The 25,584-nt window shown below is 65.7% G+C and carries 28 protein-coding genes and 1 riboswitch; of the genes, 12 read left to right on the top strand and 16 right to left on the bottom strand.

Translation table 11 applies throughout. From position 1 onward, the window contains the following. Positions 1 to 51 precede the first annotated feature (51 nt). The 5 genes from MOE34_RS15660 (at position 52) to MOE34_RS15640 (ending at position 5,423) form a co-directional block, all read left to right on the top strand. Positions 52 to 1,368, top strand: a complete 1,317-nt coding sequence (locus MOE34_RS15660; RefSeq protein WP_242218337.1) for an FAD/NAD(P)-binding protein — start codon at positions 52 to 54, stop codon at positions 1,366 to 1,368. Between the two features lie 226 nt (positions 1,369 to 1,594). Next, positions 1,595 to 2,620, top strand: coding sequence for a sulfate ABC transporter substrate-binding protein (locus tag MOE34_RS15655; protein ID WP_242218333.1), 1,026 nt, complete (start codon positions 1,595 to 1,597; stop codon positions 2,618 to 2,620). Positions 2,621 to 2,625: 5 nt separating this feature from the next. Next, complete coding sequence (cysT, locus tag MOE34_RS15650) at positions 2,626 to 3,489, top strand: sulfate ABC transporter permease subunit CysT (protein ID WP_242218332.1); 864 nt, start codon at positions 2,626 to 2,628, stop codon at positions 3,487 to 3,489. Beyond that, entirely contained in the window at positions 3,479 to 4,339 is an 861-nt protein-coding gene (gene cysW / locus MOE34_RS15645; protein WP_242218329.1) for a sulfate ABC transporter permease subunit CysW, read from the top strand. The genes cysT and cysW overlap by 11 nt, the downstream gene beginning before the upstream one ends. Before the next feature lie 19 nt (positions 4,340 to 4,358). Then, the gene (locus MOE34_RS15640; protein ID WP_242218328.1) at positions 4,359 to 5,423 is read left to right on the top strand and encodes a sulfate/molybdate ABC transporter ATP-binding protein; all 1,065 of its coding nucleotides are present in this window, start codon (positions 4,359 to 4,361) and stop codon (positions 5,421 to 5,423) included. A gap of 54 nt (positions 5,424 to 5,477) precedes the next feature. Here the strand turns inward: MOE34_RS15640 and MOE34_RS15635 are convergent, their stop codons facing one another. Further along, complete coding sequence (locus MOE34_RS15635) at positions 5,478 to 6,182, bottom strand: GntR family transcriptional regulator (protein ID WP_242218326.1); 705 nt, start codon at positions 6,180 to 6,182, stop codon at positions 5,478 to 5,480. A 216-nt stretch (positions 6,183 to 6,398) separates the two neighbouring features. Here MOE34_RS15635 and MOE34_RS15630 point away from each other — a divergent pair, with 216 nt between their 5' ends. Beyond that, positions 6,399 to 7,910, top strand: coding sequence for a malonate--CoA ligase (locus MOE34_RS15630; RefSeq protein WP_242218325.1), 1,512 nt, complete (start codon positions 6,399 to 6,401; stop codon positions 7,908 to 7,910). On the opposite strand, the gene MOE34_RS15625 is transcribed toward MOE34_RS15630, so the two are convergent. Further along, a complete protein-coding gene (locus MOE34_RS15625; RefSeq protein ID WP_242218323.1) occupies positions 7,907 to 8,755 on the bottom strand; it encodes a LysR family transcriptional regulator in 849 nt (282 codons plus the stop codon). The two genes, MOE34_RS15630 and MOE34_RS15625, sit on opposite strands and share 4 nt — an antisense overlap. A gap of 136 nt (positions 8,756 to 8,891) precedes the next feature. On the opposite strand from MOE34_RS15625, the gene MOE34_RS15620 reads away from it, so the two are divergent. Further along, complete coding sequence (locus MOE34_RS15620; protein ID WP_242218321.1) at positions 8,892 to 10,082, top strand: cyanate transporter; 1,191 nt, start codon at positions 8,892 to 8,894, stop codon at positions 10,080 to 10,082. 63 nt (positions 10,083 to 10,145) lie between these two features. Here the strand turns inward: MOE34_RS15620 and MOE34_RS15615 are convergent, their stop codons facing one another. Continuing rightward, positions 10,146 to 10,982 (bottom strand): bifunctional allantoicase/(S)-ureidoglycine aminohydrolase, encoded by an 837-nt coding sequence (locus MOE34_RS15615; protein WP_242218320.1) that lies wholly within the window; start codon positions 10,980 to 10,982, stop codon positions 10,146 to 10,148. Positions 10,983 to 11,026: 44 nt separating this feature from the next. After that, a complete protein-coding gene (locus MOE34_RS15610; RefSeq protein ID WP_431522445.1) occupies positions 11,027 to 11,614 on the bottom strand; it encodes an ankyrin repeat domain-containing protein in 588 nt (195 codons plus the stop codon). Between the two features lie 230 nt (positions 11,615 to 11,844). On the opposite strand from MOE34_RS15610, the gene MOE34_RS15605 reads away from it, so the two are divergent. Then, on the top strand, positions 11,845 to 12,765 hold the full coding sequence (locus MOE34_RS15605) for a cation diffusion facilitator family transporter (RefSeq protein WP_242224091.1): 921 nt from the start codon (positions 11,845 to 11,847) through the stop codon (positions 12,763 to 12,765). Positions 12,766 to 12,834: 69 nt separating this feature from the next. On the opposite strand, the gene MOE34_RS15600 is transcribed toward MOE34_RS15605, so the two are convergent. Together MOE34_RS15600 and MOE34_RS15595 are read right to left on the bottom strand one after the other, a co-directional pair. After that, positions 12,835 to 13,272 carry a pseudoazurin gene (locus MOE34_RS15600; protein WP_242224089.1) on the bottom strand — a complete coding sequence of 146 codons (438 nt, stop codon included), beginning with the start codon at positions 13,270 to 13,272 and terminating at the stop codon, positions 12,835 to 12,837. A 140-nt stretch (positions 13,273 to 13,412) separates the two neighbouring features. Beyond that, entirely contained in the window at positions 13,413 to 14,126 is a 714-nt protein-coding gene (locus MOE34_RS15595) for a fumarylacetoacetate hydrolase family protein (protein WP_242218316.1), read from the bottom strand. A gap of 146 nt (positions 14,127 to 14,272) precedes the next feature. Between MOE34_RS15595 and hpaR the strand changes: the two genes are divergently transcribed. Together hpaR and tsaA are read left to right on the top strand one after the other, a co-directional pair. After that, positions 14,273 to 14,752 carry a homoprotocatechuate degradation operon regulator HpaR gene (gene hpaR / locus MOE34_RS15590; RefSeq protein ID WP_242218315.1) on the top strand — a complete coding sequence of 160 codons (480 nt, stop codon included), beginning with the start codon at positions 14,273 to 14,275 and terminating at the stop codon, positions 14,750 to 14,752. Between the two features lie 90 nt (positions 14,753 to 14,842). Beyond that, on the top strand, positions 14,843 to 15,364 hold the full coding sequence (gene tsaA, locus MOE34_RS15585; protein WP_242218310.1) for a tRNA (N6-threonylcarbamoyladenosine(37)-N6)-methyltransferase TrmO: 522 nt from the start codon (positions 14,843 to 14,845) through the stop codon (positions 15,362 to 15,364). Positions 15,365 to 15,460: 96 nt separating this feature from the next. On the opposite strand, the gene MOE34_RS15580 is transcribed toward tsaA, so the two are convergent. Continuing rightward, positions 15,461 to 15,673, bottom strand: a complete 213-nt coding sequence (locus MOE34_RS15580) for a TOBE domain-containing protein (RefSeq protein WP_160785110.1) — start codon at positions 15,671 to 15,673, stop codon at positions 15,461 to 15,463. Positions 15,674 to 15,746: 73 nt separating this feature from the next. Beyond that, the gene (locus tag MOE34_RS15575) at positions 15,747 to 17,024 is read right to left on the bottom strand and encodes an L-fuconate dehydratase (protein ID WP_242218306.1); all 1,278 of its coding nucleotides are present in this window, start codon (positions 17,022 to 17,024) and stop codon (positions 15,747 to 15,749) included. A gap of 134 nt (positions 17,025 to 17,158) precedes the next feature. On the opposite strand from MOE34_RS15575, the gene MOE34_RS15570 reads away from it, so the two are divergent. Together MOE34_RS15570 and MOE34_RS15565 are read left to right on the top strand one after the other, a co-directional pair. Continuing rightward, entirely contained in the window at positions 17,159 to 17,953 is a 795-nt protein-coding gene (locus tag MOE34_RS15570; protein WP_242218303.1) for an IclR family transcriptional regulator, read from the top strand. Then, complete coding sequence (locus MOE34_RS15565; RefSeq protein ID WP_242218302.1) at positions 17,950 to 18,795, top strand: amidohydrolase family protein; 846 nt, start codon at positions 17,950 to 17,952, stop codon at positions 18,793 to 18,795. The genes MOE34_RS15570 and MOE34_RS15565 overlap by 4 nt, the downstream gene beginning before the upstream one ends. A gap of 1 nt (position 18,796) precedes the next feature. On the opposite strand, the gene MOE34_RS15560 is transcribed toward MOE34_RS15565, so the two are convergent. The 8 genes from MOE34_RS15560 to MOE34_RS15525 all read right to left on the bottom strand — a co-directional run bounded on the left by MOE34_RS15560 (position 18,797) and on the right by MOE34_RS15525 (position 25,571). After that, positions 18,797 to 19,402 (bottom strand): thiamine phosphate synthase, encoded by a 606-nt coding sequence (locus tag MOE34_RS15560; protein WP_242218300.1) that lies wholly within the window; start codon positions 19,400 to 19,402, stop codon positions 18,797 to 18,799. Continuing rightward, complete coding sequence (locus MOE34_RS15555; RefSeq protein ID WP_242218298.1) at positions 19,399 to 20,172, bottom strand: thiazole synthase; 774 nt, start codon at positions 20,170 to 20,172, stop codon at positions 19,399 to 19,401. The genes MOE34_RS15560 and MOE34_RS15555 overlap by 4 nt, the downstream gene beginning before the upstream one ends. A 1-nt stretch (position 20,173) precedes the next feature. Then, positions 20,174 to 20,371: a sulfur carrier protein ThiS gene (thiS, locus tag MOE34_RS15550; RefSeq protein ID WP_242218297.1), complete on the bottom strand. Its 198-nt coding sequence runs from the start codon at positions 20,369 to 20,371 to the stop codon at positions 20,174 to 20,176. Further along, on the bottom strand, positions 20,368 to 21,342 hold the full coding sequence (thiO, locus tag MOE34_RS15545) for a glycine oxidase ThiO (protein WP_242218295.1): 975 nt from the start codon (positions 21,340 to 21,342) through the stop codon (positions 20,368 to 20,370). The genes thiS and thiO overlap by 4 nt, the downstream gene beginning before the upstream one ends. Before the next feature lie 2 nt (positions 21,343 to 21,344). Beyond that, positions 21,345 to 23,156: a phosphomethylpyrimidine synthase ThiC gene (thiC, locus tag MOE34_RS15540; protein WP_242218293.1), complete on the bottom strand. Its 1,812-nt coding sequence runs from the start codon at positions 23,154 to 23,156 to the stop codon at positions 21,345 to 21,347. A gap of 92 nt (positions 23,157 to 23,248) precedes the next feature. Continuing rightward, positions 23,249 to 23,365: riboswitch (TPP riboswitch) on the bottom strand. 134 nt (positions 23,366 to 23,499) lie between these two features. Then, positions 23,500 to 24,216, bottom strand: coding sequence for a Bax inhibitor-1/YccA family protein (locus MOE34_RS15535; protein WP_242218291.1), 717 nt, complete (start codon positions 24,214 to 24,216; stop codon positions 23,500 to 23,502). 31 nt (positions 24,217 to 24,247) lie between these two features. Continuing rightward, the gene (locus tag MOE34_RS15530; RefSeq protein ID WP_242218289.1) at positions 24,248 to 25,021 is read right to left on the bottom strand and encodes an anti-sigma factor family protein; all 774 of its coding nucleotides are present in this window, start codon (positions 25,019 to 25,021) and stop codon (positions 24,248 to 24,250) included. Beyond that, positions 25,008 to 25,571, bottom strand: a complete 564-nt coding sequence (locus MOE34_RS15525) for a sigma-70 family RNA polymerase sigma factor (protein WP_242218286.1) — start codon at positions 25,569 to 25,571, stop codon at positions 25,008 to 25,010. Before MOE34_RS15525 ends, MOE34_RS15530 begins: the two co-directional genes overlap by 14 nt. Positions 25,572 to 25,584: the final 13 nt, after the last annotated feature.

The following is a 25,584-nucleotide window of genomic DNA, read 5'->3' as shown; positions in this document are numbered from 1 at the left end:
GCGTTATTCTCTCTCCGGCTTCTCGCTCCGCCTAGAGGGAAAGGACATCGCATGTTCTTCGAAAGGGTCGTAAGGGAAGATGCCTTGCTTGCCGGGGCGCTGCCGATGATACGGATCGCGGTGATCGGTGCCGGACCGTCGGGCCTTGCCACCGTGATCGCCCTGATGCGCCGCTTCCATCATCCTTTCGAGGCGTGGATGATCGATGCCGGCGACGCGCCGGGCGCATTCGGCGATGGGCCTGCGGGCAAGGCTTTCACCACGGAGCCGGCGCGGGACCTTTCCGTCTTCCCGGACCGGCCGGACGATTTCTCCCGCTGGCTGAAGGACGGCTTTCTGGCGGACGGTGCTGTCGCGGCGCTGCGCGGCCCGCAGGACATGCATGTGCCGCGCGCCCTCTTTCGCGACTATGTGATGGCCCGTTTCGGTGAGGCGCTCGCGCGGCGCAAGGATGTGCGCCTTCGCACGCTCTGCGGGGTCGCACACCGTATCGACGGCGAGGGTGAGCGCGTGCGCATCGGTTTCGGTGATGGAGAAACCGCGGTCTTCGACCATGTCTTCGTCGCCACCGGCTTCGGGGTCGTGCAGCGCGAGGCGGCCTCCTGGGATGAGGCGGTTGTGGCCGCGGCGCGGCTCGTGCAGCAGGAGCGGCCGTCGCCCCTGACCCTCATCGGCAACGGGCCGCGGCTTGCCGCCATCCTGCTCGATCTGCGGGCGCGTGGATTCTTCGGCGCGATCCATATTGCTTCGGCAAGCGGCGGGTTGCCGCAACCGCATGGCCGGACGCATGACGGCGTGCGTTTCGGCGAGCCGCCAGCCGGGCGCTCGCTCCGGGATGCCTTCCGATACATCCGGCGGGAATGTAGCATCGCGGAAGCGCGGGACGGCGGCCAATGGCAGACCGTCGTCGATGCCGCTTCCGCCCGCCTTTCGGTGGTCTGGCGCAATCTGCCCCAGGCCGAGCGCAACCAGTATCGCCGCCACCTCCTGCGCCTGCACCGGCATTTCTCCATCCGCATCGCAGGCGATATCCACCGCCGTCTCATGGCGGAATTCGAGACCGGCCGAACCCGCTTCGTGCGTCCGCGCGACCTGAAGCCCGCCGACGAGAACACCATCGACTGCCGCGAAGCACCGTCCGCCCATGCCCTTGCCGGCATGCTCGGTTGCGATGTCGCGGCGCTCTCCGTCGACGATTGCGGTCATCTTCTGCGGCATGGCGAACCCCTGCAGGGCCTCTCCATCGTCGGGGCTATTGCCTCCGGCCTGCGACCGGGCCCGTTCGTCTTCGCCGAGACGGTCCGTCAGGTCTATCGCAGCGTCCTGTCCGCTCCCCTCAGCGGTCTGGCGCGGGTGTCGCGCGGTTGAAAAAAAGTTTCGGCGCGGGGCTGGAAAGGATGATTTTCCGCGGATGCATTTTGCGTTTCCGTGGCCATTTCGGAGATGAACTATGCGCTTCCTGCCGGGCCGGGCAGTTCGCGTATTGCGCCGTTTCGACCCGTTTTAAACCCGTTTTGCGAACTATCCGGCTGTTGTTGACTAAGTCTACTAATTCTCTAGGCTTTTCGGCGAGGCAGTGACCAGGAGGTTGGAAATGTCTGGATTTACGAAGCGGCTCGGGGCGATTGCCCTTGGTGTGGGACTGGTGTTCGGCGGGGTCTCGGGGGCGCTGGCGCAGACGGCGCTGCTCAATGTCTCCTATGACCCGACGCGCGAACTCTACAAGGACTACAATGCGGCCTTTGCCGCGCACTGGAAGGCAGAGACCGGCGAGGACGTGACGATCCAGCAGTCGCATGGCGGCTCGGGCAAGCAGGCGCGCGCCGTCATCGACGGCCTTGAGGCCGATGTGGTGACGCTGGCGCTGGAAAGCGACATCAACGCCATCGTCGAGAAGACCGGCAAGATCGCCAAGGACTGGCGCACGCGCTTGCCGAACAACTCGGCGCCCTATACGTCGACCATCGTCTTCCTCGTGCGCAAGGGCAATCCGAAGGGCATCCATAACTGGGGCGACCTCGTGAAGGGCGACGTGCAGATCGTCACCCCGAACCCGAAGACCTCGGGCGGTGCGCGCTGGAACTATCTGGCAGCCTGGGCCTGGGCCAACCAGGAATTCGGCGGCAACCAGGACAAGATCAAGGCCTACATCGCCGAACTCTACAAGCGGGCGCCGGTTCTCGATACGGGTGCGCGTGGTTCGCTGACCACCTTCGCCCAACGCCAGATCGGCGACGTCCTGCTCGCCTGGGAGAACGAGGCCTATCTCGCCGGTGCCGAATTCGGCGCGGACTCCTTCGACATCGTCGCACCGCCGATCTCGATCCTCGCCGAGCCGCCGGTCGCTGTTGTCGACGGCAATGTCGATGCCAAGGGCACGCGCAAACAGGCGGAAGCCTATCTCGAATATCTCTACTCGGAAGAAGGCCAGAACATCGCGGCCAAGCACTTCTACCGTCCCTCCAAACGCGAGGTGGTGAAGCCCGAGTTGCTGCAACAGCTTCCCGAGATTAAGCTGGTGACGATCGACGACCCGATCTTCGGCGGCTGGGCGAAGGCACAGCCCGAGCACTTCGGCGACGGCGGCGTCTTCGACCAGATCTACAAGCCGGGGAACTGAGCAACGTGACGACTTCTGCCGCCGCTTCCGTGCGGTGGCGACTGAGACAGCCAAGCGTCATTCCGGGCTTCGGACTGACGCTTGGCTTTTCGCTCGCCTACCTCACGCTCATCATCCTGATCCCGCTCGCCGGCCTCGTCTGGCGTTCCGCCTCGCTGTCGGGAGCCGAGTTTCTCGCCATCCTCGCCGACGAGCGCACGCTGAATGCGCTCAAGGTCTCCTTCGGCACCGCCTTCCTCGCCGCCCTCATCAATGTCGTCTTCGGCGTCATCGTCGCCTGGGTCATCGTGCGCTACGAGTTTCCCGGCCGGCGCATCGTCGATGCGGTCGTGGATCTGCCCTTCGCCCTGCCGACGGCGGTCGCCGGCATCGCGCTTGCCGCGCTCTATGCGCCGAACGGCTGGGTCGGGCAGGTGCTGAACGTTTTCGGCATCAAGGCCGCCTTCAACCCGACCGGCATCGTCATCGCCCTCGTCTTCATCGGCCTGCCCTTCGTCGTGCGCACGGTGCAGCCGATCATGGAGGAGATCGACAGTGAGGTCGAAGAAGCGGCTGCGACGCTCGGGGCAAACCGCTTCCAGACGGTCTTCCGCGTGCTGTTGCCGGGCCTTGCGCCGGCGATCCTGACGGGCTTCGCGCTCGCCTTCGCCCGCGGTGTCGGCGAATATGGCTCGGTCATCTTCATTGCCGGCAATATCCCCTATGTCTCGGAGATCGCGCCGCTGCTCATCGTCATCCGGCTGGAGGAGTTCAACTACGGTGCGGCGACGGCCATCGCCACGATCATGCTGGCGCTGTCCTTCGCCATGCTGCTCGTCATCAACCTGATCCAGGCCTGGAGCCGCAGGAGGTACGGTCATGGCGCATAAGCCCCGTTCCCTCCGCTCGCCGACGACGGAATCGCCGGCCGCCCGCTATACGCTGATGGCGGTCGCCTTCCTGTTCCTCGCGCTCTTCCTCCTCCTGCCGCTGGCCGCCGTCTTCGTCGAGGCGTTCCGCAAGGGGCCCGGGGAGTTCCTCACTGCCTTCGGCGACCCCGACACGCTGGCCGCCATCCGCCTCACGCTGCTGGTCGCGGGCATCGCAGTCCCGCTCAACCTCGTCTTCGGCGTGGCGGCGGCCTGGGCCATCGCCAAGTTCGAATTCAAGGGCAAGGTGTTCCTCACGACCCTGATTGACCTGCCGTTCTCGGTCTCGCCGGTCATTTCCGGCCTTGTCTACGTGCTGCTCTTCGGCGCGGGAAGCGTACTCGGACCGTGGCTGAAGAGCCATGGCGTCGAAATCCTTTTCGCCGTGCCGGGCATCGTGCTCGCCACGGTCTTCGTCACCTTCCCCTTCGTCGCGCGCGAGCTGATCCCGCTGATGCAGGAACAGGGAACGGGCGACGAGGAGGCGGCGCTGTCGCTCGGGGCGTCCGGCTGGCAGACCTTCTGGTACGTGACGCTGCCCAATATCAAATGGGGGCTGCTCTATGGCGTGCTGCTCTGCAATGCCCGCGCCATGGGCGAGTTCGGGGCGGTCTCGGTGGTATCGGGCCATATCCGTGGCCTCACCAACACCATGCCGCTGCATGTCGAGATCCTCTACAACGAGTATAATTTCGTTGCCGCCTTCGCCGTGGCCTCGCTGCTCGCCGCGCTCGCGCTCGTCACGCTGATCGTCAAGACGGTTCTCGAACTTCACTACGGCGCGGAAATCGCTGCCGGCCGCAAGCATTGAATTGAAAGGCACGCCCTCGATGGACGTCAGTGTAAAAAACATCCGCAAGGAATTCGACCGATACCCGGCGCTGAACGATGTATCGCTCGACATACGCTCGGGCGAACTGATCGCGCTTCTCGGCCCATCCGGTTCGGGCAAGACGACGCTCCTGCGCCTCATCGCCGGGCTGGAGCAGCCGACGCGCGGCAGTATCCATTTCGGCGCGGAGGATGCCTCGCACAAGACCGTGCAGGAGCGTCATGTCGGCTTCGTCTTCCAGCATTATGCGCTGTTCCGTCATATGACGGTGGCCGACAACATCGCCTTCGGCCTCACCGTGCGCCCGCGCGGGGAGCGCCCGCCCAAGGCCGAGATCCGCCGCCGCGTCGGCGAGCTTCTGGAGATGGTGCAGCTTTCCGGCCTTGAGAAACGCTATCCGAACCAGCTTTCCGGCGGCCAGCGCCAGCGCGTCGCGCTCGCCCGCGCCATGGCCATCGAGCCGAAGGTGCTGCTGCTCGACGAGCCTTTCGGCGCGCTCGACGCCAAGGTGCGCAAGGAGCTGCGCCGCTGGCTGCGCGAGTTCCATGACCGCACCGGCCACACGACCGTCTTCGTCACGCATGACCAGGAGGAGGCGCTGGAACTGGCCGACCGCGTCGTCGTCATGAGCCAGGGCAAGATCGAGCAGGTCGGCTCGTCCGACGACGTCTACGACAGGCCGAATTCGCCTTTCGTCTTCTCCTTCATCGGCGACAGCGCCAGCGTGCCTGTGACCGTGGAAGAGGGAGGCGTCCGCTTCCAGGGCGCGCCCATCGGAATTGCACCGGGCGGTGGCGATGCGGGCGAGGGGGCGGGTACGCTCTTCTTCCGCCCGCAGGATGTCGTGCTCGTTACGGATACCGCGACGCCCGCGCTGGAAGGCCGCATCGCCACGTCCCGCCGCCTTGCCGGCACGCGTATTGCGGATATCGACATCGGCCGGCCCGGCGAGGCGCACCATGTCGAAATCGAAATCCCGCTCGACGCGCAGGCCGCGAACGGTGCGATGCTGCGGTTCAGGCCGACGCGCTGGAAGCTGTTCGCAGGCGAGGCTGCATCCTAGCGGGGCCGCGCATTTCCGAACGCAAAGCCGCGCCGCACCGTTGCCGGCAAGGCTTCAGACGAGGCCTTCCGCGACGGCATAGGCCGAGAGCACGTCCTTGATGTTCCGGTCGTCCTCTTTCGGCAGCAGGGCGCGGGTGGTGATCGAATCCAGATGATGCGTCATCAGCTTGACCGCGGCCTCGGTCTTGCCGGCAATCAGGTGGTTGAGCAGGTCGCGGTGCTCTGATACGGCGCATTCGGAGGAATGCGGCCGCCCGTAGAGGGCGAGGATGAGGGAGCTGCGGGCGACGGTCTCGTTCACGTAGCGGATGAGGGTGGCGTTGTTCGTCATCTGCGCGAGCAGCGTATGGAACTCGCCGGCGAGGCGGATCGACTGGGCGTGTTCCGTGCGTGCGGCATCCTCCGCGTCGATATGGGCCGAGAGCGTGTCGATCTGCTCCTTGGCGAGCTTGCCCGACAGGGTCTCGACGACGAGCCGCTCGAGCGCCACGCGCGTGAGGAAGAGGTTGCGCCCCTCCTCCAGTGTCGGCCGCGCCACCGTCGCGCCCTTGTTGGGGCGCAGGTCGACCAGCCCCTCCTCGCTGAGCCGGACCAGCGCCTCGCGCACCAGCGTGCGGCTGACGCCCAGGCGCTCGCCGATGGAATCCTCCGGCAGTTTCGCGCCGGGTGAAAGGGCCTGGTCGAGGATTGCGCGTTTCAGCGCACGGTGGACGGCATGCGAGCGCCCGCGAACCGAATCGCCCGTTTTCTGTGCCATGCGGTGTTCTCCCGTTCCGCAATTTGTTTGCGGCAAATTGCATGCAAAGGGTGAGTCTGTCCACCCGTTCGTGACAGCCGCAATGATGGTTCCGCTGAATTGTATGCGATCCTCGCCGCCGCCGGCTGAAAGCGGGCCGCCCGGCTGCGTTTCCCTCTGGCGCCGCTGCCCGGCGGTGTGACAATGTGCGGGTCGCCACGGAAAAGGAGACCCCTCATGGCCAACCATCTTTTCGACGCGATCCGCGCCGCCGCTCCGTCGGAGGCGCCGTTCATCGAGACTGCCGAGGGGCGGCGCTGGACCTATGGCGAGATGATCGCCTTTTCCGGCCGGCTGGCGGGCGCTCTGCGGCAGCTCGGCGTCCTGCCGGGAGAGCGGGTGGCTGTGCAGGTGGAGAAAAGCGCGGAAGCGCTGATGCTCTATCTCGCCTGCCTGAGGGTCGGGGCCGTCTACCTGCCGCTCAACACGGCCTATACGCTGGCGGAACTCGACTATTTCCTGGGGGATGCGACGCCGCGGCTGGTGGTTGTCGATCCGAAGCACGGCGAGAGCGTCGAAGGCATCGCGAAGGCGTGCGGCGGCGCGGTCGCCACGATGGATGCGGCGGGCGGCGGCAGCCTGCTCGATCTTGCCGCCGGGCTGGAGGCGGATTTCGACGATGCCGGGCGCGCGCCGGACGATCTTGCCGCGATCCTCTATACCTCCGGTACGACCGGCCGGTCCAAGGGGGCGATGCTGACCCACGACAACCTGCTTTCGAACGCGCTGACGCTGCGCGACCAGTGGCGCTTTACCGGCGCGGACCGGCTGATCCATGCCCTGCCGATCTTTCACACGCACGGTCTTTTCGTCGCCTCCAATGTCACGCTGCTGTCGGGCGCGTCGATGTTCTTCCTGTCCCGGTTCGACGCCGGCGAAGCCCTGCGGCTGATGGAACGTGCCACGGTTATGATGGGTGTGCCGACCTTCTATGTCCGGCTGCTGCAGCATCCGGGCCTGACGCGCGAGGCGACCGCCCATATGCGGCTGTTCGTGTCCGGCTCCGCGCCGCTGCTTGCCGAAACCCATCGCAGCTTCTCGAAAAGGACCGGCCACGCCATTCTCGAGCGCTACGGCATGACCGAGACCAACATGAACACCTCGAATCCCTATGACGGCGACCGGGTGGCGGGCACGGTGGGTTTCCCGCTGCCGGGCGTCCTGCTGCGCGTTGTCGATCCGGAGACCGGCAAGCCCCTGCCGGACGGCGAGACGGGCATGATCGAGGTGAAGGGGCCGAACGTCTTCAAGGGCTACTGGCGCATGCCGGAAAAGACGGCCGCCGAATTCCGCATGGACGGCTTCTTCATCACGGGCGATCTCGGCAAGATCGACGCGCGCGGCTATGTGCATATTGTCGGCCGCGGCAAGGACCTCGTGATCTCGGGCGGCTACAATATCTACCCGAAGGAAGTGGAGATGGAGATCGACGCCATGCCCGGTGTCGTGGAAAGCGCGGTCATCGGCGTGCCGCATCCCGATTTCGGCGAGGGGGTGACGGCTGTCGTGGTGCGCGCGGCAGGGGCGACGCTTGACGAGCCGGCGGTGCTCGCCGCGCTACAGGACCGGCTGGCGCGCTACAAGCAGCCCAAGCGCGTGCTCTTCGTCGACGACCTGCCGCGCAACACGATGGGCAAGGTGCAGAAGAACGTGCTGCGCGAGACCTATGGGGATCTCTACAAGAGCTAGATGCGCGCGAAATGCCGCTTGAGGATGTCGAGCACCTCGTCGGCCAGTTCCCCGACGAAGCCGCTTTGCTCCCAGGAATAGAGCGAGGCGAAGACCGGCGGCTCGTCCGCGAAGCCGGCAAGCGGCTCGATGCGCCAGCCCTTCGTGGCGTCGACCGGCAGCAGCGAGAGGCCGAGGCCCGCTTCCACGGCCATCAGCACGTTGCGCAGGCTGGCGGAGGTGAAGGCGATGTACCAGCGGCGGCGCTCGCGTTCCAGCCGCTCGAACATGGCGTCGCGGTAAAGCCCGCCAGGTGGGAAGGTGACGAGCGGCACCGGGTCGGGCAGGCTTCCGGCCGCGCCGGGCGCGGCGAACCAGGCGATCGGCTCCTCGAAGCTCGCCAGACTGTCCTCTCCCGGCGCATCCTCCTTCAGCACCACGATATCGAGTTCGCCGGAACGGTAGCGGCGTGCAAGGTCCGAGCGCAGGCCCGTGGTGACGTCGAGGCGGGCCTCCTTGTGACGGCGCGTGAAGGCGGCGAAGGCGCGGGCCATCTCGGGCGTCGCGATGTCGTCGGGCATGCCGATCCGGACGGATGTGGTGCCGGAGGTTTCCGCCACCAGCGTCAGCGCCTCGTCCTGCAACGCGAGGATGCGCCGGGCGTGGCCGAGCAGGCGTTCGCCGGTCACCGTCAGGCGCACCGGGCGGGCGGCGCGGTCGACAAGCGCGCGGCCGATCGCATCCTCCAGGCGGGCGATCTGCTGGCTCATGGTCGACTGGGTCATGTGCAGGCGATCGGCGGCGGCGGTGAAGCTGCCGGCGTCGGCAATCGCCACGAAGGCTCGGAGCAGGCGCGGGTCGAGCACGATCCCTCCATCCAAATTCGGAATGATGGCTATCTAAACATCTAATTTGCGCATGATTCAAGCGAGTGATAGCCATAGGCTCATGATCGCCGGGCGTTGCATCCGCGCGAACGGGTATTTTCAGCACGAGAGAAGCATGATGACGGATATGCGCCCCGGCCGCGATTGGGCAATGCTCGCACTGGTCGTTCTGGTCGGCCTCAATCTCCGGCCCTTCCTAGCCGCGCCGGCGCCCATTCTTACTGAGATTGTCGCCGATACCGGCCTCGGTTACGGCGGGATCGCCATGCTGACGCTGCTGCCGATGTTTCTGATGGGAGTCGGCGCCTTCGTGGCGCCCGGCCTACAGGTGCGGCTCGGCACGCGGCGCGGCCTGCTGGCCGCGCTCGCCGTTTTGCTCGCCGGCTCGGCACTGCGTCTCTTCGCCCATGACGGGCTGACGCTGATCGCGACGGCGGCGCTCTGCGGCATCGGCGTCGCCTTCATCCAGGCGGCCTTTCCGGGCATCATCAAGGCGCGTTTCCCGACAAGCGTGCCGGTCGTCACGGGGCTTTACTCTGGCGTCATGATGGCCGGCGGGGCCTTCGGCGCTCGCCTGATGCCGGTGCTTGTGCATGCGGGCTTCAGCTGGCGCGCGGCGCTCGCCTGGCTGGCCCTGCCGGTGGCACTGGCGCTGGCAGCCGCCTGGCGTATCCTTTCCGATGTCGAGGCTAAGAAGCCGGACGGCACGCTGACCCGCCGGCTGCTGCGGCGTCCGCGCACGTGGGCGCTGATGGCGGCCTTCGGTCTGGTCAATGCCGGTTACAGTTCCATGATCGCCTGGCTCGCTCCCTATTACCAGGCGCAGGGCTGGACGAGCGCCGACGGCAGCGGCCTCGTCGCGGTCATGGCGGCCTGTCAGGCCGCCGCGGCGCTGGGCCTGCCGTTCCTCGCCCGCGGCAATATCGACCGTCGCCGCTGGCTCTGGCTGACCATCGCCTTCCAGATCGTCGGCTTCTTCGGTCTCGCGCGCGCTCCCGAGCTGGCGCCGGCTGTCTGGGCCGGCCTCTGTGGCGCAGGCCTCGGCGGCAGCTTCGCGCTTGCCATCGTCACCGCGCTCGACCACCTGCCGCGGCCCGAACAGGCCGGCGCGCTCGCCGCGCTGATGCAGGGTGGCGGGTTCCTCATCGCGGCTATCGGCCCCTATGCGATGGCGCTGCTGCACGACTGGACGGGCGGCTTTGCCGCCGGCTGGTATCTGCATCTCGGCTGCGTGCTGGTGACCGCGCTGCTCTACCTGCGCTTCGACCCGCGCTCCTATCCGGTGGCGATGCCGGCAACCGGCTGAACGATACGCAACGAAAAACCCGCGCCGGGAAGGCGCGGGTTTCATGGTGACCGGGCGATCCGCTCAGCGGCGCGCGCCGAAGGGTCTCAGCGCCATGTGGCGGTTGACGTCCTTGTAGAGCAGGTAGCGGAACGGGCCGGGGCCGCCGGCATAGCAGGCCTGCGGGCAGAAGGCGCGCAGCCACATGAAGTCCCCGGCTTCCACTTCCACCCAGTCCTGGTTGAGGCGGTAGACGGCCTTGCCCTGCAACACGTAGAGGCCGTGTTCCATGACGTGGGTCTCGGCGAAGGGAATGACGGCGCCGGGCATCAGCGTGACGATGGTCACGTGCATGTCGTGGCGAAGGTCGTTCGGGTCGACGAAGCGGGTCGTCGCCCAGCCGCCGTCCGTATCGGGCATGACGGAAGGGGTGATGTCCTTCTCGTTGAGGATCAGCGGCTCGGGATGATCGAGACCGTCCACGGCCTCATAGGCCTTGCGGATCCAGTGGAAGCGGGTATGGGCGCCAGAGCGGTTGCGCAGCGACCACTTCAGGCTCGGCGGCAGGAAGGCGTAGCCGCCCGGCGAAAGCGTGTGCTTGCCGGTCGGCAGCGTCAGCTCCACCTCGCCGTCGACGACGAAGAGCACGCCTTCGGCCTCCGGGTCCTGCTCCGGCCGGTCGCTGCCGCCGCCGGGAGTGACTTCCATGACATACTGCGAGAAGGTCTCGGCAAAGCCCGAGAGCGGGCGGGCGATGACCCAGCAGCGCGTGTTTTCCCAGAACGGCAGGAAGCTGGTGACGATGTCCTGCATCGTGCCCTTGGGCAGCACCGCATAGGCCTCCGTGAAAACGGCGCGGCCGGTCAGCAGGTCGGTCTGCGGCGGGTGGCCGCCGAGGGAGGAGTAGTAGCTTCTTTGCATCGTCTCAGGCCCTTTGTCTTGAGTGTTTCCAGTCTTGTATTCCGTCATTTCGCCCCTGCTTTTTCGAGCAGGGCGGCGATCTCGTCGAAGCCGCGGTCGCGGGCATGCCGAAGCGGCGTCACGCCTTCGTTGTCGGCAAGGTTCACATTGGCGCCGGCCGCGATCAGAAGGCCGACGATCTCCTGGTGGCGCTTGCCCCCGTCGCCGAGGATGATCGCCTCCAGAAGCGCCGTCCAGCCGAGCCGGTTGACGTGGTCGACGGCGACGCCCGCCTTGATCAGCGTGTCCACCGTCTCGACGAGGCCGCGCTCGGAGGCCGGGATCAGCGAGGTGCCGCCGTAGCGGTTGATGCTCGCAAGGTCCGCGCCATGGGCGAGCGTGAGCTTGAGGATATCGAGATGGCCGCGTGCGCCGGCATAGAGATAGGGACTGTCCTGGATGTCGTCCTTGGCGTTGACGTTCGCGCCCGCCTCGATCAGCGCGCGGGCCGCTTCCACCTTGTTGGCGTGGGTGGCGACGAGCAGCGCGGTCGCCCCGCGGGCGTCCCGCGCCTCGATATCCGCGCCCTCGGCGAGCAGGGTCCGGATGGCGGCGGTGTCGCCGGCGGCTGCGGCCTTGTGCAACTGGGTCATCGTATTTTCGGCGGCAAGGAGGGGAAGGGAGGGGATCGCAAGGAGGAGCCAGGTCGAAAGCAGGGCAAGTTTCAGCATGGGCCATCCTGTGAGCGTGTGGGGATGAAATTAACAGGCGGCCGCACCATTAGAAAATTAAATGTGTAAATCCGTATCATGCAGAAGATGGAATTTAATGCGATGGGCCGCTATAACGGGCGAAATCTCGATCGGGAAAGGGCTGCCTCATGATGAAAACGGAACAGGGACTGCTGCGTGTCTCGATTGCCGTTACCATCCTCCTGGCCGGTGTCGGCATCCTGTTCGGCATCCTCTCCGGTTCCTTCGCCATCATCTTCGACGGTATCTACGCGATGACGGACGCCTCGATGACCGTGCTGGCGCTCGTGGTCTCCAACCTTATCGCCTCCTCGGCGACCGACGAGAAGAACCCGCTCGTCAAGCATTTCACCATGGGCTTCTGGCACCTGGAGCCGATGGTGCTGGGCCTCAACGGTATCCTGCTTACCGGTGCGGCGATCTACGCGCTGATCAATGCCGTCAGCAGCATCATGAACGGCGGCCGGCTGTTCGATTTCGGCGCGGCGATCACCTATTCCGTCGTGACGCTGGTGATCACGATCAGCATGGCCGTCGTCAGCGCACGGGCGAACCGCACCATCCAGTCGGAATTCGTCGCGCTCGACGTCAAGTCCTGGATCATGTCGTCCGGTCTTACCGGCGCGCTGCTCGTCGCCTTCCTGGGCGGCGCCCTGATCCAGGGCACCGAGCATGAATGGCTGTCGCCCTATATCGACCCGGTCGCGCTGGCGCTCGTCTGCCTCGTCATCATCCCCATCCCGGCCGGCACGATCCGTCGGGCGCTCACCGATATCCTGCTCGTCACCCCCGCGGACCTGAAGAGCCATGTCGATGCCGTGGCGGAAGCCGTCGTCCAGCGGCACGGCTTTCTCTCCTACCGGGCCTATGTCGCCCGTGTCGGTCGCGGCCGGCAGATCGAGCTTTACTTCATCGTTCCGGGGAACTTCCCCGCGCGCAAGCTGCAGGACTGGGATGCCATCCGCGACGAGGTTGGCCTGGCCATCGGCAACGAGGGGCCGGACCGCTGGCTGACCATCGCCTTCACCACCGATCCCGAATGGGCGGATTGACAAAGAAAACCCGGAGCGGATCGCTCCGCCCCGGGTTTTCGGCCCCCGCCCGTAAGGACGTGTCTCGTATCAGAGACCGGCTGCCGCGATGGCGGCGTCCATGCGCTCGCGTGCCTTCTTCGGCAGCTTGCCGGTCTTGACGGCATCGAGGTTGGCCGGTGCATCGCCGACCACGACGACGCCCACCATGCCCATGCCGACATGCGGCGTGCACTTCACGCCATAGGCGCCGGCCTTGTCGAAGGTGACCTTGTAGGTCTCGTTCATCTTGCTCTTGAAGGCTTCCGCACCCTCGGGGATCATGTCCTTGATCGTCTCGACATTGTGGCCCTTGTCGGTGGGGATGAAGGTTACGGTATCGCCGGGGGCAACCTTCACGAAGGCCGGCTCGAACACCATGGCGCCTTCGGCGCCCTTGTTCAGCATATGCACTTCAAAATCCGCCGCCGCTGCCGGAAGCGCGAGGGCCAGAATGACTGCTGCCGCGCCGACGATGCTCTTTGCCATGGTACGCACTGGAATTCTCCTTCTGACGAACGTCAATCGTTCATGAGCCAAGAAGTAGGCCCGCGAAGGGCTTCGTTCTTTGACATTGATCAAACAAGGCGGGGAATGTGCGTGGCGTCCTGTCGCAGGGAACCACGCCTTCAGGTGACCGTCACGACGATGCCGTCCAGCCCGTCGATACGGGCTTCCATCACGTCGCCCCGCTGGATCGCGCCCACGCCTGCGGGTGTGCCGGCGAAGATCAGGTCGCCCGGCGCGAGAACGAAGAGGCGGGAGAGATGGGCGATCATCTCTGGCACCTTCCAGATCATCTGGCCGAGGTCGCCGTCCTGGCGGACCGCGCCGTTGACGGCAAGCCGGATCGCACCGCGCGCCGGATGGCCGATCTCGGCTGCCGGGTGGATCGGGCCGCAGGGAGCGGAATGCTCGAAGGCCTTGGCGATCTCCCAGGGACGACCGAGCTTCTTGGCCTCGGCCTGCAGGTCGCGGCGCGTCATGTCCAGCCCGACGGCATAGCCGTAGACGCAATCAAGCGCGCTTTCCGCCGGAATGTCGCTGCCGCCGCTCTTCAGCGCCACGACCAGCTCGACCTCGTGATGCACGTCGCCGGTTGCGGAAGGATAGGGAAAGCCGTTGTCAGGTGCGGTGAGCGTATCCGGGTTCTTCTGGAAGAAGAAGGGTGGCTCCCTCGCCGGGTCGTGCCCCATCTCGATCGCGTGGTCGGCGAAATTTCGGCCGACGCAATAGATGCGGTGCACCGGAAAGAGTGCGGACGCGCCCCTGACCGGCAGGGCGGGAACGGCGGGCGGTGCGAAGATATAGGTGGGGCCGGGCGTGGCGTTTGCGGCTGTCATGGCGTGCTGCGCTTTCGATAGGCTGTTTGCGGCCCGGACGCTAGCATGCCGGCCGGCGGCAAGCGAACCGTTCTTACCGGCTTTCCATTGCGCGGGCCGGGAAAATCGCGGATAGAGGCAGGACGATGAACGGTGCGCCTTCGGACATGAGCAATTCCGACAAGACGAACGACGGGTCTCCGCGTGAACGCCGGCGCTCGCTGGCGATCGGCCTTCTGAAGGCGCGTGAGGCGGTGATGAGCCATTTCCGGCCGATCCTCGCCGACCATGACGTCACCGAGCAGCAATGGCGCGTGCTGCGTGTTCTGGCGGAGGCCGGCATGCTCGACGCGTCGGAGCTTGCTGAAAAGGCCTTCATCCTCGCGCCGAGCCTTACGCGCATGCTGCGCTCGCTGGAGGAGCGCAACCTGATCCTGCGCCACAAGGACAAGGACGACGGCCGCCGCGTGCTGTTGCAGCTCGCGCCGGCGGGCCAAGCGGTGATCGACGAGGTGATGCCGGATTCCCGCCGCGTCTATGCGGATATCGATGCGCGCTTCGGGACGCAGCGGGTGGACGCGCTTCTCGACATGCTGGAGGAGCTTGCCGCCCTCAAGCTCGACGGCAAGGCCGGCGGCGAGGAATAGGCCGCCGCCTGTTATCGGATTTCCCATCTTTCAAAAGGGCCTTTCGACCGCTATCGTCATATTCAAAGGGATATAGCGATGGAGATGGGCATGGTCCGACTGAATGAAATCCGCACGAACGAGGTGGCGATCGCGCCGCCGCAGGCTGAGGATGCCGCGCTCGTCTTCATCGGCCGGATTTCGACGCCCTGGACCTCGCGTCTGGAAACACCCCGGCAGGGCCGGCCGGACGGGCCGGTCTGCACCATCGAGATCTTCGAGCCATGGGTGGCGGCGCTGAAGGGGGTGGAGCGGTTCGAACGGCTGGAAGTGCTGTACTGGCTGCATCACTCGCGGCGCGACCTCGTACTGCAAAGCCCGGCCTCGAACGGCGAGGTGCATGGCACCTTCTCCATCCGCTCGCCCGTCAGGCCCAATCCGATCGGCACGTCCATCGTCGTTCTGGAGAAGATCGAGGGCAATCGCCTCTTCGTGCGCGGTCTCGATTGCCTCGACGGCACACCGCTGATCGACCTGAAGCCGGATCGGGCGCTCTTCAAGCCAATTGCGCCGCCCCAGCAGGGCGATTTCGAGACCGGCCAGGTGCATATGTGCAAGAAGATCGAGGGTTAGAGCGCTTCCGCTTTTCTCTGAATCGCGAAAACGCCCTATCCTCTTATTTTGCGCAATTGCGGACGCTAGACCGCTGCGCACTTTGCCGGAATTGCTTCAGTCGTCGATGGCGACCATCACGTCGGAAGCCTTGACGACGGCATAGGCTTCCTGCCCGGCGGCAAGGCCCAGCTCGTTCACCGCTTCGTTGGTGATCGCGGCGGTGATGATCGAGCCGCCGCCGACATCGATGCGCACATGGGCGGTCGTCGCGCCGAGGATGACTTCGACGATCTTGCCCTTGAGGCGGTTGCGAGCGCTGATTTTCATGGGAATTCTCCTGTGTTTGAGCGGAGAAACTAGCAGCCCGGCACAGGATTTGGAAGCTGCGCCGCCCGCTCTCCTATGGCCGGAACGTATAGGCCTCAATCGATTCCGGCTTCATCTCGATGGAGAAGCCGGGCCGCGTCGGTGGCATGTAGGCGGCGTTCTCGATGCGGCAGGGATCGAGGAAATGTTCGTGCAGGTGGTCGACATACTCGATCACCCTGCCATCCTTCGTGCCAGAGACGGCCACGTAGTCGATCATCGAGAGATGCTGCACATATTCGCAAAGCCCGACGCCGCCGGCATGGGGCCAGACGGGCAGGCCGTATTTCGCCGCCATCAGCAGCACGGCCAGCACTTCGTTGAGGCCGCCCATGCGGCAACTGTCGATCTGCACGATATCGATGGCGCCGCCGGCGATCATCTGCTTGAAGACGATGCGGTTCTGGCACATCTCCCCCGTCGCCACCTTGACCGGATGGATCGCCTCGCGGATCGCCTTGTGGCCGGCAATGTCGTCGGGGCTGGTCGGCTCCTCGATGAAGAAGGGTTTGTAGGGCTGCAGCGCCTTCACCCAGTCGATCGCCTGCCCCACCTCCCATACCTGATTGGCGTCGATCATCAGGAAGCGCTCGTCGCCGATCTCCTCGCGGGTGATGCGCAGGCGGCGCTTGTCGTCTTCAAGATCGCGGCCGACCTTCATCTTGATATGGGTGAAGCCCTCTTCGACCGCCTCCCGGCAGAGCCGCCGCAGCTTCTCGTCGTCATAGCCGAGCCAGCCGGCCGAGGTCGTATAGCAGGCATAGCCTTCCTTCTCGAGCGTCGCGATGCGCTCCGCCTTGCCGGTCTCCGCCTTCTTCAGGATGGCCAGCGCCTCCTCGGGCGTCAGCGCATCCGTCAGGTAGCGGAAGTCCACGATGGAAAGGATGTCCTCCGCGCTCATCTCGGCCACGAGACGCCAGACGGGCTTGCCGGCCTCCTTGGCGAGAAGGTCCCAGACGGCATTGACCACCGCGCCGGTGGCAAGATGCATCGCGCCCTTGTCCGGGCCGATCCAGCGAAGCTGGCTGTCGCTCGTCACATGCCGCCAGAAGCGGCCGGGATTCTCGCGGATCCAGTCGAGGTCGAGGCCGACGACGAGATGCCGCATCGCGTCGATGGCCGCGCAGCAGATTTCGTTGCCGCGACCGATGGTGAAGGTGAGGCCGTGGCCTTCCAGCCCTGCCGCATCCGTGCCGAGCACGACATAGGCGGCCGAATAGTCCGGGTCGGGGTTCATCGCGTCCGAACCGTCCAGCTTCTGCGAGGTGGGGAAGCGCAGGTCTATCGAGCGGAGGCTGGTGATCCTGGTCATGATGTCCCTGACGATATCGACTATTGCTCATTAATAAGCAGATCATTTATATACAAGGCAACAAGACGGTTTCGTCAAGCCCAATCCCGTTCCGGGTCTTGCCGTGCCGAAGCTGCTTATTGCGAGGAGAGACCGTGTCGGACGAGGAAAACGATCGCTACCGGGCACCGGCGCTCGACAAGGGGCTGGATATCCTGGAGCTTCTGGCCGGGGTGGATGGCGGCCTCACGCAGGCCGACATCGCCAAACGGCTCGGCCGCAGTCCCAACGAGTTCTACCGCATGCTCGACCGCCTCGTGAAGCGCGGCTATGTCACCCGCATCGACGGCGACCGCTTCTCGCTGACGCTGAAACTCTTCGGCCTCGCCCAGCTTCACGCGCCGCCGCGCCGCCTCGCTTCTTTCGCGGTGCCTGTCATGCGCGAGCTTGCCGAAGCCTCCCGCCAGGCGAACCAGCTCGTCGTCTTCGACCGCGGCAACCCGGTCGTCATCGCCCAGCAGGAAGCCCCGGGTTACTGGGGCATTTCTATCCGCGTCGGCTCGCGCATCGGCCTGTTCGATACCGGTTCGGGTCATGTGCTTCTGGCCTTCCGCACGCCGCCGGAGCGCGAGCGCATGATCGCCGAGCATCTCGGCGACGGCGACGCGGACGGGCGGGTGACGCCGGAATTCCTGGCGCGCCTCGATCTCATCCGCGCCCGCGGCTATGAGATGATGCCGAGCGCCCAGACCGCCGGTGTCGTCAACCTTTCCGCCCCGGTGCTCGGGGCGGACGGAACCGCCATTGCGGCGCTGACCGTGCCCTACATCGCGCTGATCAACGCGTCCGCGGCCCCCGACATGTCCGCGACGATCCAACTCGTCGTCGAGGCGACGGCCCGGCTATCGGAGATGACCGGCGCAGGGTTCACCAGTGAGGACGCATCATGATCGTCGATACGCACCTGCATCTCATTTACCGGGGCCGGCTGTCCTATCCCTGGCTGGCGAATGTCCCGCCGCTCGATGCCGATTTCACCCATGAGGCCTATGCGCGCGAGGCACGCCGGCTCGGTATCGTCGCGGCGCTGCATATGGAAGTGGATGTCGCGCCCGACGATATGGCCCGCGAGACCGCGATGGTCGAGGCGCTGGCCGGGGAGGTGGGTAGTCTGCTCGTCGGCGCCATCGCCGCTTGCCGGCCGGAATCGCCCGATTTTCCCGCCTATCTCGAACGGACGCTGGCCGACCCCTTCGTGCGCGGCTTTCGCCGGGTGTTACATGTTGTGCCCGACGATGTTTCCGAAGGCGCGCTGTTCCGGGAGAATATCGGCCGGCTGGCCGGGACCGGTCTCAACTTCGATCTCTGCGTGCTGCCGCATCAGATCGAGAAGGCGATTGCGCTTGCCGATCTCGCCCCCGATGTTTCCTTCGTACTCGACCATTGCGGCGTACCAGACATCAAGGGCGGCGGTTTCGATCTGTGGAAGGAGCCGGTCGCGGAGATCGCCCGCCGGCCGAACGTCACGGTCAAACTATCAGGCATCCCCGCCTATGGCGCGGATGACTGGACGCTGGAGGACCTGAAGCCCTATTTCGCCCATGTCGCGGCATGCTTCGGTTTCGAGCGCATGGTCTGGGGCAGCGACTGGCCGGTCTGCACGCTCGGCGGCGGCCTTTCCACCTGGATCGGCGCGAGCCAGGCATTGCTTTCCGGCGTCAGCCTTGAGGACAGGCAGCGCGTCTTCTCCGGGAATGCCAGACGGCTCTGGAAGATCGCGCCGAAAGCCTGATCTATCGCCAGCGCGCCGTATGGGCGATCCATTCTCGGGTGCGCGCTTCGGGGTCTGCGTTCAGCGTGATGTCGGTCACGACCGCGGCGCTGTCGGCGCCGTTCTCGAAGACGGCCGGCAGGCGCTCCGGGTTGAGGCCGCCGATGGCGACGAGGGGGAGCGGGGCAATGCGCGCCTTCCAGTCCGCCAGCCGCTCGACACCCTGCGGCGCCCATCTCATCTTCTTCAGGATCGTCGGCCAGATAGGGCCGAGCGCCACGTAATCCGGCTTTGCGGCCAGCGCCGTTTCCAGTTCCGCCTCGTCATGGGTGGAAAGGCCGAGCTTCATGCCAGCGGCGCGGATGGCGCCCACGTCGGCCGTGGCAAGGTCTTCCTGCCCGAGATGCACGAAGTCGCAGCCCCCCTCGATGGCGAGCCGCCAGTAATCGTTGACGATGAGCTGGCAGCCGTGCTGGGCGCAGACGGTTTTCGCCCGGCGGATTTCCGCGCGCAGCCGGTCTTCCGGCAGATCCTTCATGCGAAGCTGTACGAGTTTGACGCCAATGGGCACCAGCCGTTCGATCCAGCCGGCGCTGTCGACGATGAGATAGAAGGGATCGAGCTTCATGAAAAGACGGCCTTTCCGATGACGGGTGTGGAGGGAACGGCCATGTCGCGCGGTTCGAGCGGCACGGCCCGGTGCGCCATGCGGCCGGCTTCGATGGCATGGGCGAAGGCCTCTGCCATGGCGGCGGGATCGCCGGCCCCGGCGACCGCGGTGTTGAGCAGCACGGCGTCGTAGCCGAGTTCCATGACGCTCGCGGCATGCGAGGGACGACCGATACCGGCATCGACGATCAGCGGAATTTCCGGGAAATGGGCGCGGAAGGTGCGCAGCGCCATCGGGTTGACCGGCCCCATGGCCGAGCCGATGGGCGCGCACCAGGGCATCAGCACGCGGCAACCGGCCTCCAGCAGCCGTTCCGCCACGACGAGATCGTCGGTCGTATAGGGGAAGACCTGAAAACCCTCGCCGGTGAGGATGCGCGCCGCCTCGACAAGGCCGAAGACGTCGGGCTGGAGCGTGTCGTGATGGCCGATCACCTCCAGCTTGATCCAGTCGGTACGGAAGACCTCGTGCGCCATCTGCGCCGTCAGAACAGCCTCCCTGACGCTGTGGCAGCCGGCGGTGTTGGGCAGGACGCGCACGCCGAGGTCGCGGATCACCCCGAAGAAGGCCCCGCCCGCCTCGCTCCCCGCGCTTTCCCGGCGCAGAGAAACGGTGACGACCTCGGTTCTCGAGCGCCGCACCGCTTCCGCGAGAACGGCCGGGGAAGGGTAGCGCGCGGTGCCGAGCAGCAGGCGTGAGCCGACCTCGGCGTCGTAGAGTTTCAGCATGTCAGCCTCCCTGCATGGGCGAAAGGATCTCGATGCGGTCGCGCGCGCCGAGCGTGAAGGCGTCGCGATCCTCGCGGTGCACCAGCTCGCCGTTGACCGCCGTCGCCAGCCAGTCGCCGTCATAGTCGAGCGCGGTCAGCAGGTCGGCGAGCGTTGCGGCGGAGACCTCCTGTTCCTCGCCGTTGATGATGAAGGTCATGAGGCTTTCCTTTCCGGTTGCCGCTCACGCAGGAGGATGCGGGCGACCTCTCCCGCCATGGCGGGCGCAAGCAGGAAGCCGTGGCGATAGAGGCCGTTGACGTGGATGGTGTCGCCATCCTCCGTCACGCGCGGCAGGTTGTCGGGATAGGCCGGGCGGATGCCCGCGCCGGTTTCGATGACCCGGGCCTCACCGAAGGCCGGGTGCAGGGCATAGGCGGCGTTCAGCAGCTCCATCAGCGAGCGGGCGGTGACAGGGCCTTCGTCGCCGCTTTCGATCATGGTCGCGCCGACCATGAAGCGATTGCCGTCCCGTGGCACGATGTAGAGCGGGTGGCGGGGATGTAGCAGGCGGACGGGCCGGGACAGGCGGATTTCGTCGGTTTCGAGGTGAAGCATCTCGCCGCGAACACCGCGAAGCGCCGGCAGATGGCCGATGCGGGCCGCGCCGGTGCAGTCGATCACCCTGTCGTACCCGCCCTTGTCCCTGGCGCCGAGAAGGAACCGCATGCGCGCCTCCTCCAGCCCGGCGGCAAGGGCCGAAAGGGCAAGGCGCGGATCGAGATGGGCTTCCTGCCGGAAGAACAGGGCTTTCTGGAAGCGTCCCGCAAGGTCCGGTTCCAGCGCGGCGATGCCTTCTGCGTCCAGCCATTCCCAGCCGCTCGTCCGGCCGGCGAAGCGGTCGAGTTCGCCGGCATCGCGGCCGGCGGCAACGACCAGCGTGCCCTTGCGGTGCACATGGCCGGGCAGGGCTGCCTCCCACCAGTCGGCGGCGGTGCGGCCGAGCGTCAGCACCGGCTCCTCGGCGCTTTCCCGCTCGCACCATGGGGCGAGCATGCCGCCGGCAAGGCCGGAAGCCCCGCTCGCCACCTTTGGCGCGCGATCCGTGATCGTGACGTCGAAGCCGTGGCGGTAGAGTTGCCAGGCGGTGGCGAGGCCGGCGACGCCGGCGCCTTTGACGAGGATGCGCATGGTCATTCTCCCGAAAGCGGCATGTAGAGATCGCCGCCCTCACGGAATTTCGCCGCCATGGCCTCAAGCCCCTCCTTCTGCGCCTCGGCGCGGATATCGTGGGAGATGCGCATGGAGCAGAATTTCGGGCCGCACATGGAGCAGAAATGCGCCACCTTGTGCGCCTCCTTGGGCAGCGTCTCGTCATGGAAGGCGCGGGCCGTTTCCGGGTCGAGCGAGAGGTTGAACTGGTCCTCCCAGCGGAACTCGAAGCGGGCGCGCGACAGCGCATCGTCGCGGATTTTTGCCGCCGGATGTCCCTTTGCAAGATCGGCGGCATGGGCGGCGATCTTGTAGGTGATGACGCCGACCTTCACGTCGTTGCGGTCCGGCAGGCCGAGATGTTCCTTGGGCGTGACGTAGCAGAGCATGGCCGTGCCGAACCAGCCGATCATCGCCGCGCCGATGCCCGAGGTGATGTGGTCGTAGCCGGGGGCGATGTCCGTCGTCAGCGGGCCGAGCGTGTAGAAGGGGGCCTCGCCGCAGGTGGCAAGCTGCTTGTCCATGTTCTCCTTGATCTTGTGCATCGGCACATGGCCGGGGCCTTCGATCATAACCTGGCAGTCCTTCCGCCAGGCGATCTGCGTCAGTTCGCCGAGCGTTTCCAGTTCGGCGAATTGCGCGGCGTCGTTGGCGTCGGCGATGGAGCCGGGGCGCAGGCCGTCGCCGAGAGAGAAGGTGACGTCATAGGCGCGGGCGATGTCACAGATTTCCTCAAAATGCTCGTAGAGGAAGCTCTCGCGGTGGTGATGCAGACACCACTTGGCCATGATCGAGCCGCCGCGCGAGACGATGCCAGTAACGCGGTTTACGGTGAGCGGGATGTAGTGCAGCCGCACGCCGGCATGGATGGTGAAATAGTCGACGCCCTGTTCTGCCTGCTCGATCAGCGTATCGCGGTAGACTTCCCAGGTCAGGTCCTCGGCGATGCCGTTCACCTTCTCCAGCGCCTGGTAGAGCGGCACGGTGCCGATGGGGACCGGCGAATTGCGGATGATCCATTCGCGGATATTGTGGATGTTGCGGCCGGTCGAAAGGTCCATGACCGTATCGGCGCCCCAGCGGATCGCCCAGACCATCTTCTCGACCTCCTCCGCCATGGAGGAGGTGACGGCGGAATTGCCGATATTGGCGTTGATCTTCACAAGGAAGTTCCGGCCGATGATCATCGGCTCGGCTTCGGGGTGGTTGATATTGGCGGGGATGACCGCCCTGCCGCTCGCCACTTCCTGTCGTACAAATTCCGGCGTCACGAAATCGGGAATATGTGCGCCAAAACTTTCGCCGTCACGGGCAAGCGCTTCCTTCGTTGCCTTGCGACCGAGGTTTTCGCGGATGGCGATGAATTCCATCTCGGGCGTGACGATGCCGGCGCGGGCATAGGCGAGCTGCGTCACGGCCCTGCCGTCGGTCGCCCTGCGCGGGCGGCTCAGCACCGGGAATTCCGGCGTCAGCCGCTCGCCGGTGGCAAAGCCGTTGTCTTCCGGGCGGATGCGACGGCCCTCATAGGCTTGCGTGTCGCCGCGCGCGGCAACCCAGCTTTCGCGAAGACGAGGCAGGCCGCCCTCGATGGAAACGACATGGGTGGGATCGGTATAGGGGCCGGAAGCGTCATAGACCGTGACCGGCGGCTCACCGGAGGTCGGGTGCAGCGCGATTTCGCGCATCGGCACGCGGATTTCCGGGTGCATCGCGCCGGAAATGTGGATCTTTCGCGAGGCCGGCAGGGCGCCCGTCGTGACGGTGGGGGTGAGTTTCTGGGCGGCAATATTCATCGTGAGGCTCCAAGTTGCGGTTGGAGACCCAGTCCTAGAGCCGGAATGATGTAAGGACGCGGGAGACGGAATCCGGGTCGCGGATTTCCTGCCACACAGCGCTTGCACCGTCCCTACGCCAGTATGAACTGGATCAGGTTCAACGGGTCACTGCGCTGCGAAAGCCAGCAGTATCTCAGCCCCTTGTCGGGACCCCCCTGGTGAATGCTTCAAGCAAAGACGCTGCGGGGAGATTTGTCAACGGGGTAATTTATGTAAGTAAATACTTACCATTTATTGCAATGCGCGCAAAAGAAAACGGCGGGACAATGCCCGCCGTTCCCATTGAAATCGCCTGCGAAAACTACTCGCGCTCGCCCGTGAAATTCAGCAGGAGCTGGAAGATGTTGACGAAGTTGAGGTAGAGCGACAGCGCGCCGAAGACGGCCATCTTCTGCTGCGACTCGTGGCCGATATTTTCGGCATACTGTTCCTTGATGTTCTGCGTGTCCCAGGCGGTGAGGCCGACGAAGACGACGATACCGATCACGGAAATCGCGAACTGCAGGGCGCTGGAGCCGAGGAAGATATTGACGATGGAGGCGATGACGACGCCGATGAGGCCCATCATCAGGAACGAGCCGAACTTGGAGAGGTCACGCTTCGTCACATAGCCGTAGAGGCTCGTTGCGCCGAACATGGTGGCGGCGATGAAGAAGGTGCGGGCGATGCTCATGCCGGTGAAGACGAGGAACACCGAGGCGAGCGACAGGCCCATGACGGCGCAGAAGGCCCAGAAGGTCAGCTGCGCGGTGCTGGCCGACATCGTCTGGATCTTGAACGAGAAGAAGAAGACGAAGGCGAGCGGCGCCAGCATCACCACCCACTTCAGCGGGGAGGAGAAGATCGGCACATAGAGGGCCGGCGTCGAGCCGACAACGAAGGCGATGAGGCCGGTGATGACGAGGCCGGCGCCCATGTAGTTGTAAACGCGCAGCATGTGCTGGCGCAGGCCCTCGTCGAAGAGGGCGGCCGACTGCGCCTGCGCGCCATAGCCGAAACGCTGTTGTACGGGTTCCATCGAGAATCTCCTTCGGTATGGAAGCGGTTGATCAGTAGAGCGTGCGGGACAGGTCCCGCGCGGTGTCCGCCAGGTCGTCGGCCTTGCGGCTTTCCGACACCAGCGCATAGGCGACATCGCCGATCTGCCAGTAGGCGGCCCGGGCATTGTCGGCGTGGAAGACGAGGGCGTGCTGCACGGCGAAGGAGCCGGGCCGTACGGCAAAGAGCGACAGGCGCTCACCCTTCACCGGTTCGAGCACCAGTTCGACGCTCGGGCCATAGGCGGAGGGGAAGACCTGCGCGTCGATGACGCTCCAGCCTTTCGGCAGGTCCGGCAGCACGATGGCCGTCGCGGAGCGGATTTCGGCCGGGTCGAAGGTCTCGGTTTCCGGCTGCGAGGTCATGCTGTCGCGCAGCAGCGTGGTGCGGTGCGCGCGCACGGCCTCTTCCACGAAGGCCGGCGGTGGCGTGGAGGCCACGACCTCCGTCGCACCGAAGGGGCCGAGCACGGCATGGGCCGTCCAGCCGGCCGCAACGAAGAGCGCGATGGTCGCGGCGCGGCGGAAGAGCGAGAAGATGCGGCGGCGCGAAAGCGAGCGTTCCAGCAGGCGCGCGGCTTCCCGCGTTTCCTGCCGTGTCACCGTGCGGTGGTCGGCAAGCGCAAGCCGCAGTTCGTCGCGCACGCGCAGATCCTGCATGACCTGCGCGGCGACGTCCGGTCGCTCCGAAAGATAGGCCTCGACCTCGATGCGCCGTCCGACGGCCAGCTGGTCGTCGACATAGGCGTTGAGGTCGTTTTCGAGAATGGGGTCATTGCTTGTCATCGCCGGTGCCTCCGACAATCTTGAGATGCGTGACGGGCCTGAGATGGGTGCCGGATGCGGCATCGCCGCCCTGTTCGAAACTGCGCAGCCGCTGGCGGGCGCGGGCGACGCGCGACATCAGCGTGCCGACCGGAATGCCGAGCGCTTCGGCCGCTTCCTGATAGGAAAGCTCCTCGATGGCGACGAGATGCAGCGCCGCGCGCTGCTCTTCCGGCAGGTCGAAGAAGGCGTTGCGAAGCTGCGTCAGGCGCACGGAATGGTCCTGGTTCGCCGCGACCGAGGTGTCGGCGATCTCCGCCGCCGCATCGTGGCGGCGCTCCTGCGAGCGGCGCTGGCGCAGGCGGTCGATATGGGCGTTGTGCAGGATCGACATCAGCCAGTTGCGCACATTGGCGCCAGTGCGGAAGGTCGATTGCCGCTCATAGGCCTTCACCAGCGCGTCATGCACGAGATCCTCGGCCTCGTCCGGATTGCGGACGAGCGACAGCGCATAGCGCCTGAGCGCCGCAAGCTGTCCGATCACGTTGAAGCCGGGTATCTTTGCGTTCATGCCCCAATATACG

The organism is Shinella zoogloeoides (assembly GCF_022682305.1).
Classification (GTDB): Bacteria; Pseudomonadota; Alphaproteobacteria; order Rhizobiales; family Rhizobiaceae; genus Shinella; species Shinella zoogloeoides_B.
This window is presented reverse-complemented; position numbering and strand designations above follow the sequence as displayed.

What these genes read in the sequence shown, in the direction of transcription:
- MOE34_RS15660 (WP_242218337.1), top strand. Translation starts at nt 52, where the DNA reads ATGTTCTTCGAAAGGGTCGTAAGGGAAGATGCCTTGCTTGCCGGGGCG.
- MOE34_RS15655 (WP_242218333.1), top strand. Translation starts at nt 1,595, where the DNA reads ATGTCTGGATTTACGAAGCGGCTCGGGGCGATTGCCCTTGGTGTGGGA.
- cysW (WP_242218329.1), top strand. Translation starts at nt 3,479, where the DNA reads ATGGCGCATAAGCCCCGTTCCCTCCGCTCGCCGACGACGGAATCGCCG.
- MOE34_RS15640 (WP_242218328.1), top strand. Translation starts at nt 4,359, where the DNA reads ATGGACGTCAGTGTAAAAAACATCCGCAAGGAATTCGACCGATACCCG.
- MOE34_RS15635 (WP_242218326.1), bottom strand. Translation starts at nt 6,182, where the DNA reads ATGGCACAGAAAACGGGCGATTCGGTTCGCGGGCGCTCGCATGCCGTC.
- MOE34_RS15630 (WP_242218325.1), top strand. Translation starts at nt 6,399, where the DNA reads ATGGCCAACCATCTTTTCGACGCGATCCGCGCCGCCGCTCCGTCGGAG.
- MOE34_RS15620 (WP_242218321.1), top strand. Translation starts at nt 8,892, where the DNA reads ATGATGACGGATATGCGCCCCGGCCGCGATTGGGCAATGCTCGCACTG.
- MOE34_RS15615 (WP_242218320.1), bottom strand. Translation starts at nt 10,982, where the DNA reads ATGCAAAGAAGCTACTACTCCTCCCTCGGCGGCCACCCGCCGCAGACC.
- MOE34_RS15610 (WP_431522445.1), bottom strand. Translation starts at nt 11,614, where the DNA reads ATGACCCAGTTGCACAAGGCCGCAGCCGCCGGCGACACCGCCGCCATC.
- MOE34_RS15605 (WP_242224091.1), top strand. Translation starts at nt 11,845, where the DNA reads ATGAAAACGGAACAGGGACTGCTGCGTGTCTCGATTGCCGTTACCATC.
- MOE34_RS15600 (WP_242224089.1), bottom strand. Translation starts at nt 13,272, where the DNA reads ATGGCAAAGAGCATCGTCGGCGCGGCAGCAGTCATTCTGGCCCTCGCG.
- MOE34_RS15595 (WP_242218316.1), bottom strand. Translation starts at nt 14,126, where the DNA reads ATGACAGCCGCAAACGCCACGCCCGGCCCCACCTATATCTTCGCACCG.
- hpaR (WP_242218315.1), top strand. Translation starts at nt 14,273, where the DNA reads ATGAGCAATTCCGACAAGACGAACGACGGGTCTCCGCGTGAACGCCGG.
- tsaA (WP_242218310.1), top strand. Translation starts at nt 14,843, where the DNA reads ATGGTCCGACTGAATGAAATCCGCACGAACGAGGTGGCGATCGCGCCG.
- MOE34_RS15580 (WP_160785110.1), bottom strand. Translation starts at nt 15,673, where the DNA reads ATGAAAATCAGCGCTCGCAACCGCCTCAAGGGCAAGATCGTCGAAGTC.
- MOE34_RS15575 (WP_242218306.1), bottom strand. Translation starts at nt 17,024, where the DNA reads ATGACCAGGATCACCAGCCTCCGCTCGATAGACCTGCGCTTCCCCACC.
- MOE34_RS15565 (WP_242218302.1), top strand. Translation starts at nt 17,950, where the DNA reads ATGATCGTCGATACGCACCTGCATCTCATTTACCGGGGCCGGCTGTCC.
- MOE34_RS15560 (WP_242218300.1), bottom strand. Translation starts at nt 19,402, where the DNA reads ATGAAGCTCGATCCCTTCTATCTCATCGTCGACAGCGCCGGCTGGATC.
- MOE34_RS15555 (WP_242218298.1), bottom strand. Translation starts at nt 20,172, where the DNA reads ATGCTGAAACTCTACGACGCCGAGGTCGGCTCACGCCTGCTGCTCGGC.
- thiS (WP_242218297.1), bottom strand. Translation starts at nt 20,371, where the DNA reads ATGACCTTCATCATCAACGGCGAGGAACAGGAGGTCTCCGCCGCAACG.
- thiO (WP_242218295.1), bottom strand. Translation starts at nt 21,342, where the DNA reads ATGCGCATCCTCGTCAAAGGCGCCGGCGTCGCCGGCCTCGCCACCGCC.
- thiC (WP_242218293.1), bottom strand. Translation starts at nt 23,156, where the DNA reads ATGAATATTGCCGCCCAGAAACTCACCCCCACCGTCACGACGGGCGCC.
- MOE34_RS15535 (WP_242218291.1), bottom strand. Translation starts at nt 24,216, where the DNA reads ATGGAACCCGTACAACAGCGTTTCGGCTATGGCGCGCAGGCGCAGTCG.
- MOE34_RS15530 (WP_242218289.1), bottom strand. Translation starts at nt 25,021, where the DNA reads ATGACAAGCAATGACCCCATTCTCGAAAACGACCTCAACGCCTATGTC.
- MOE34_RS15525 (WP_242218286.1), bottom strand. Translation starts at nt 25,571, where the DNA reads ATGAACGCAAAGATACCCGGCTTCAACGTGATCGGACAGCTTGCGGCG.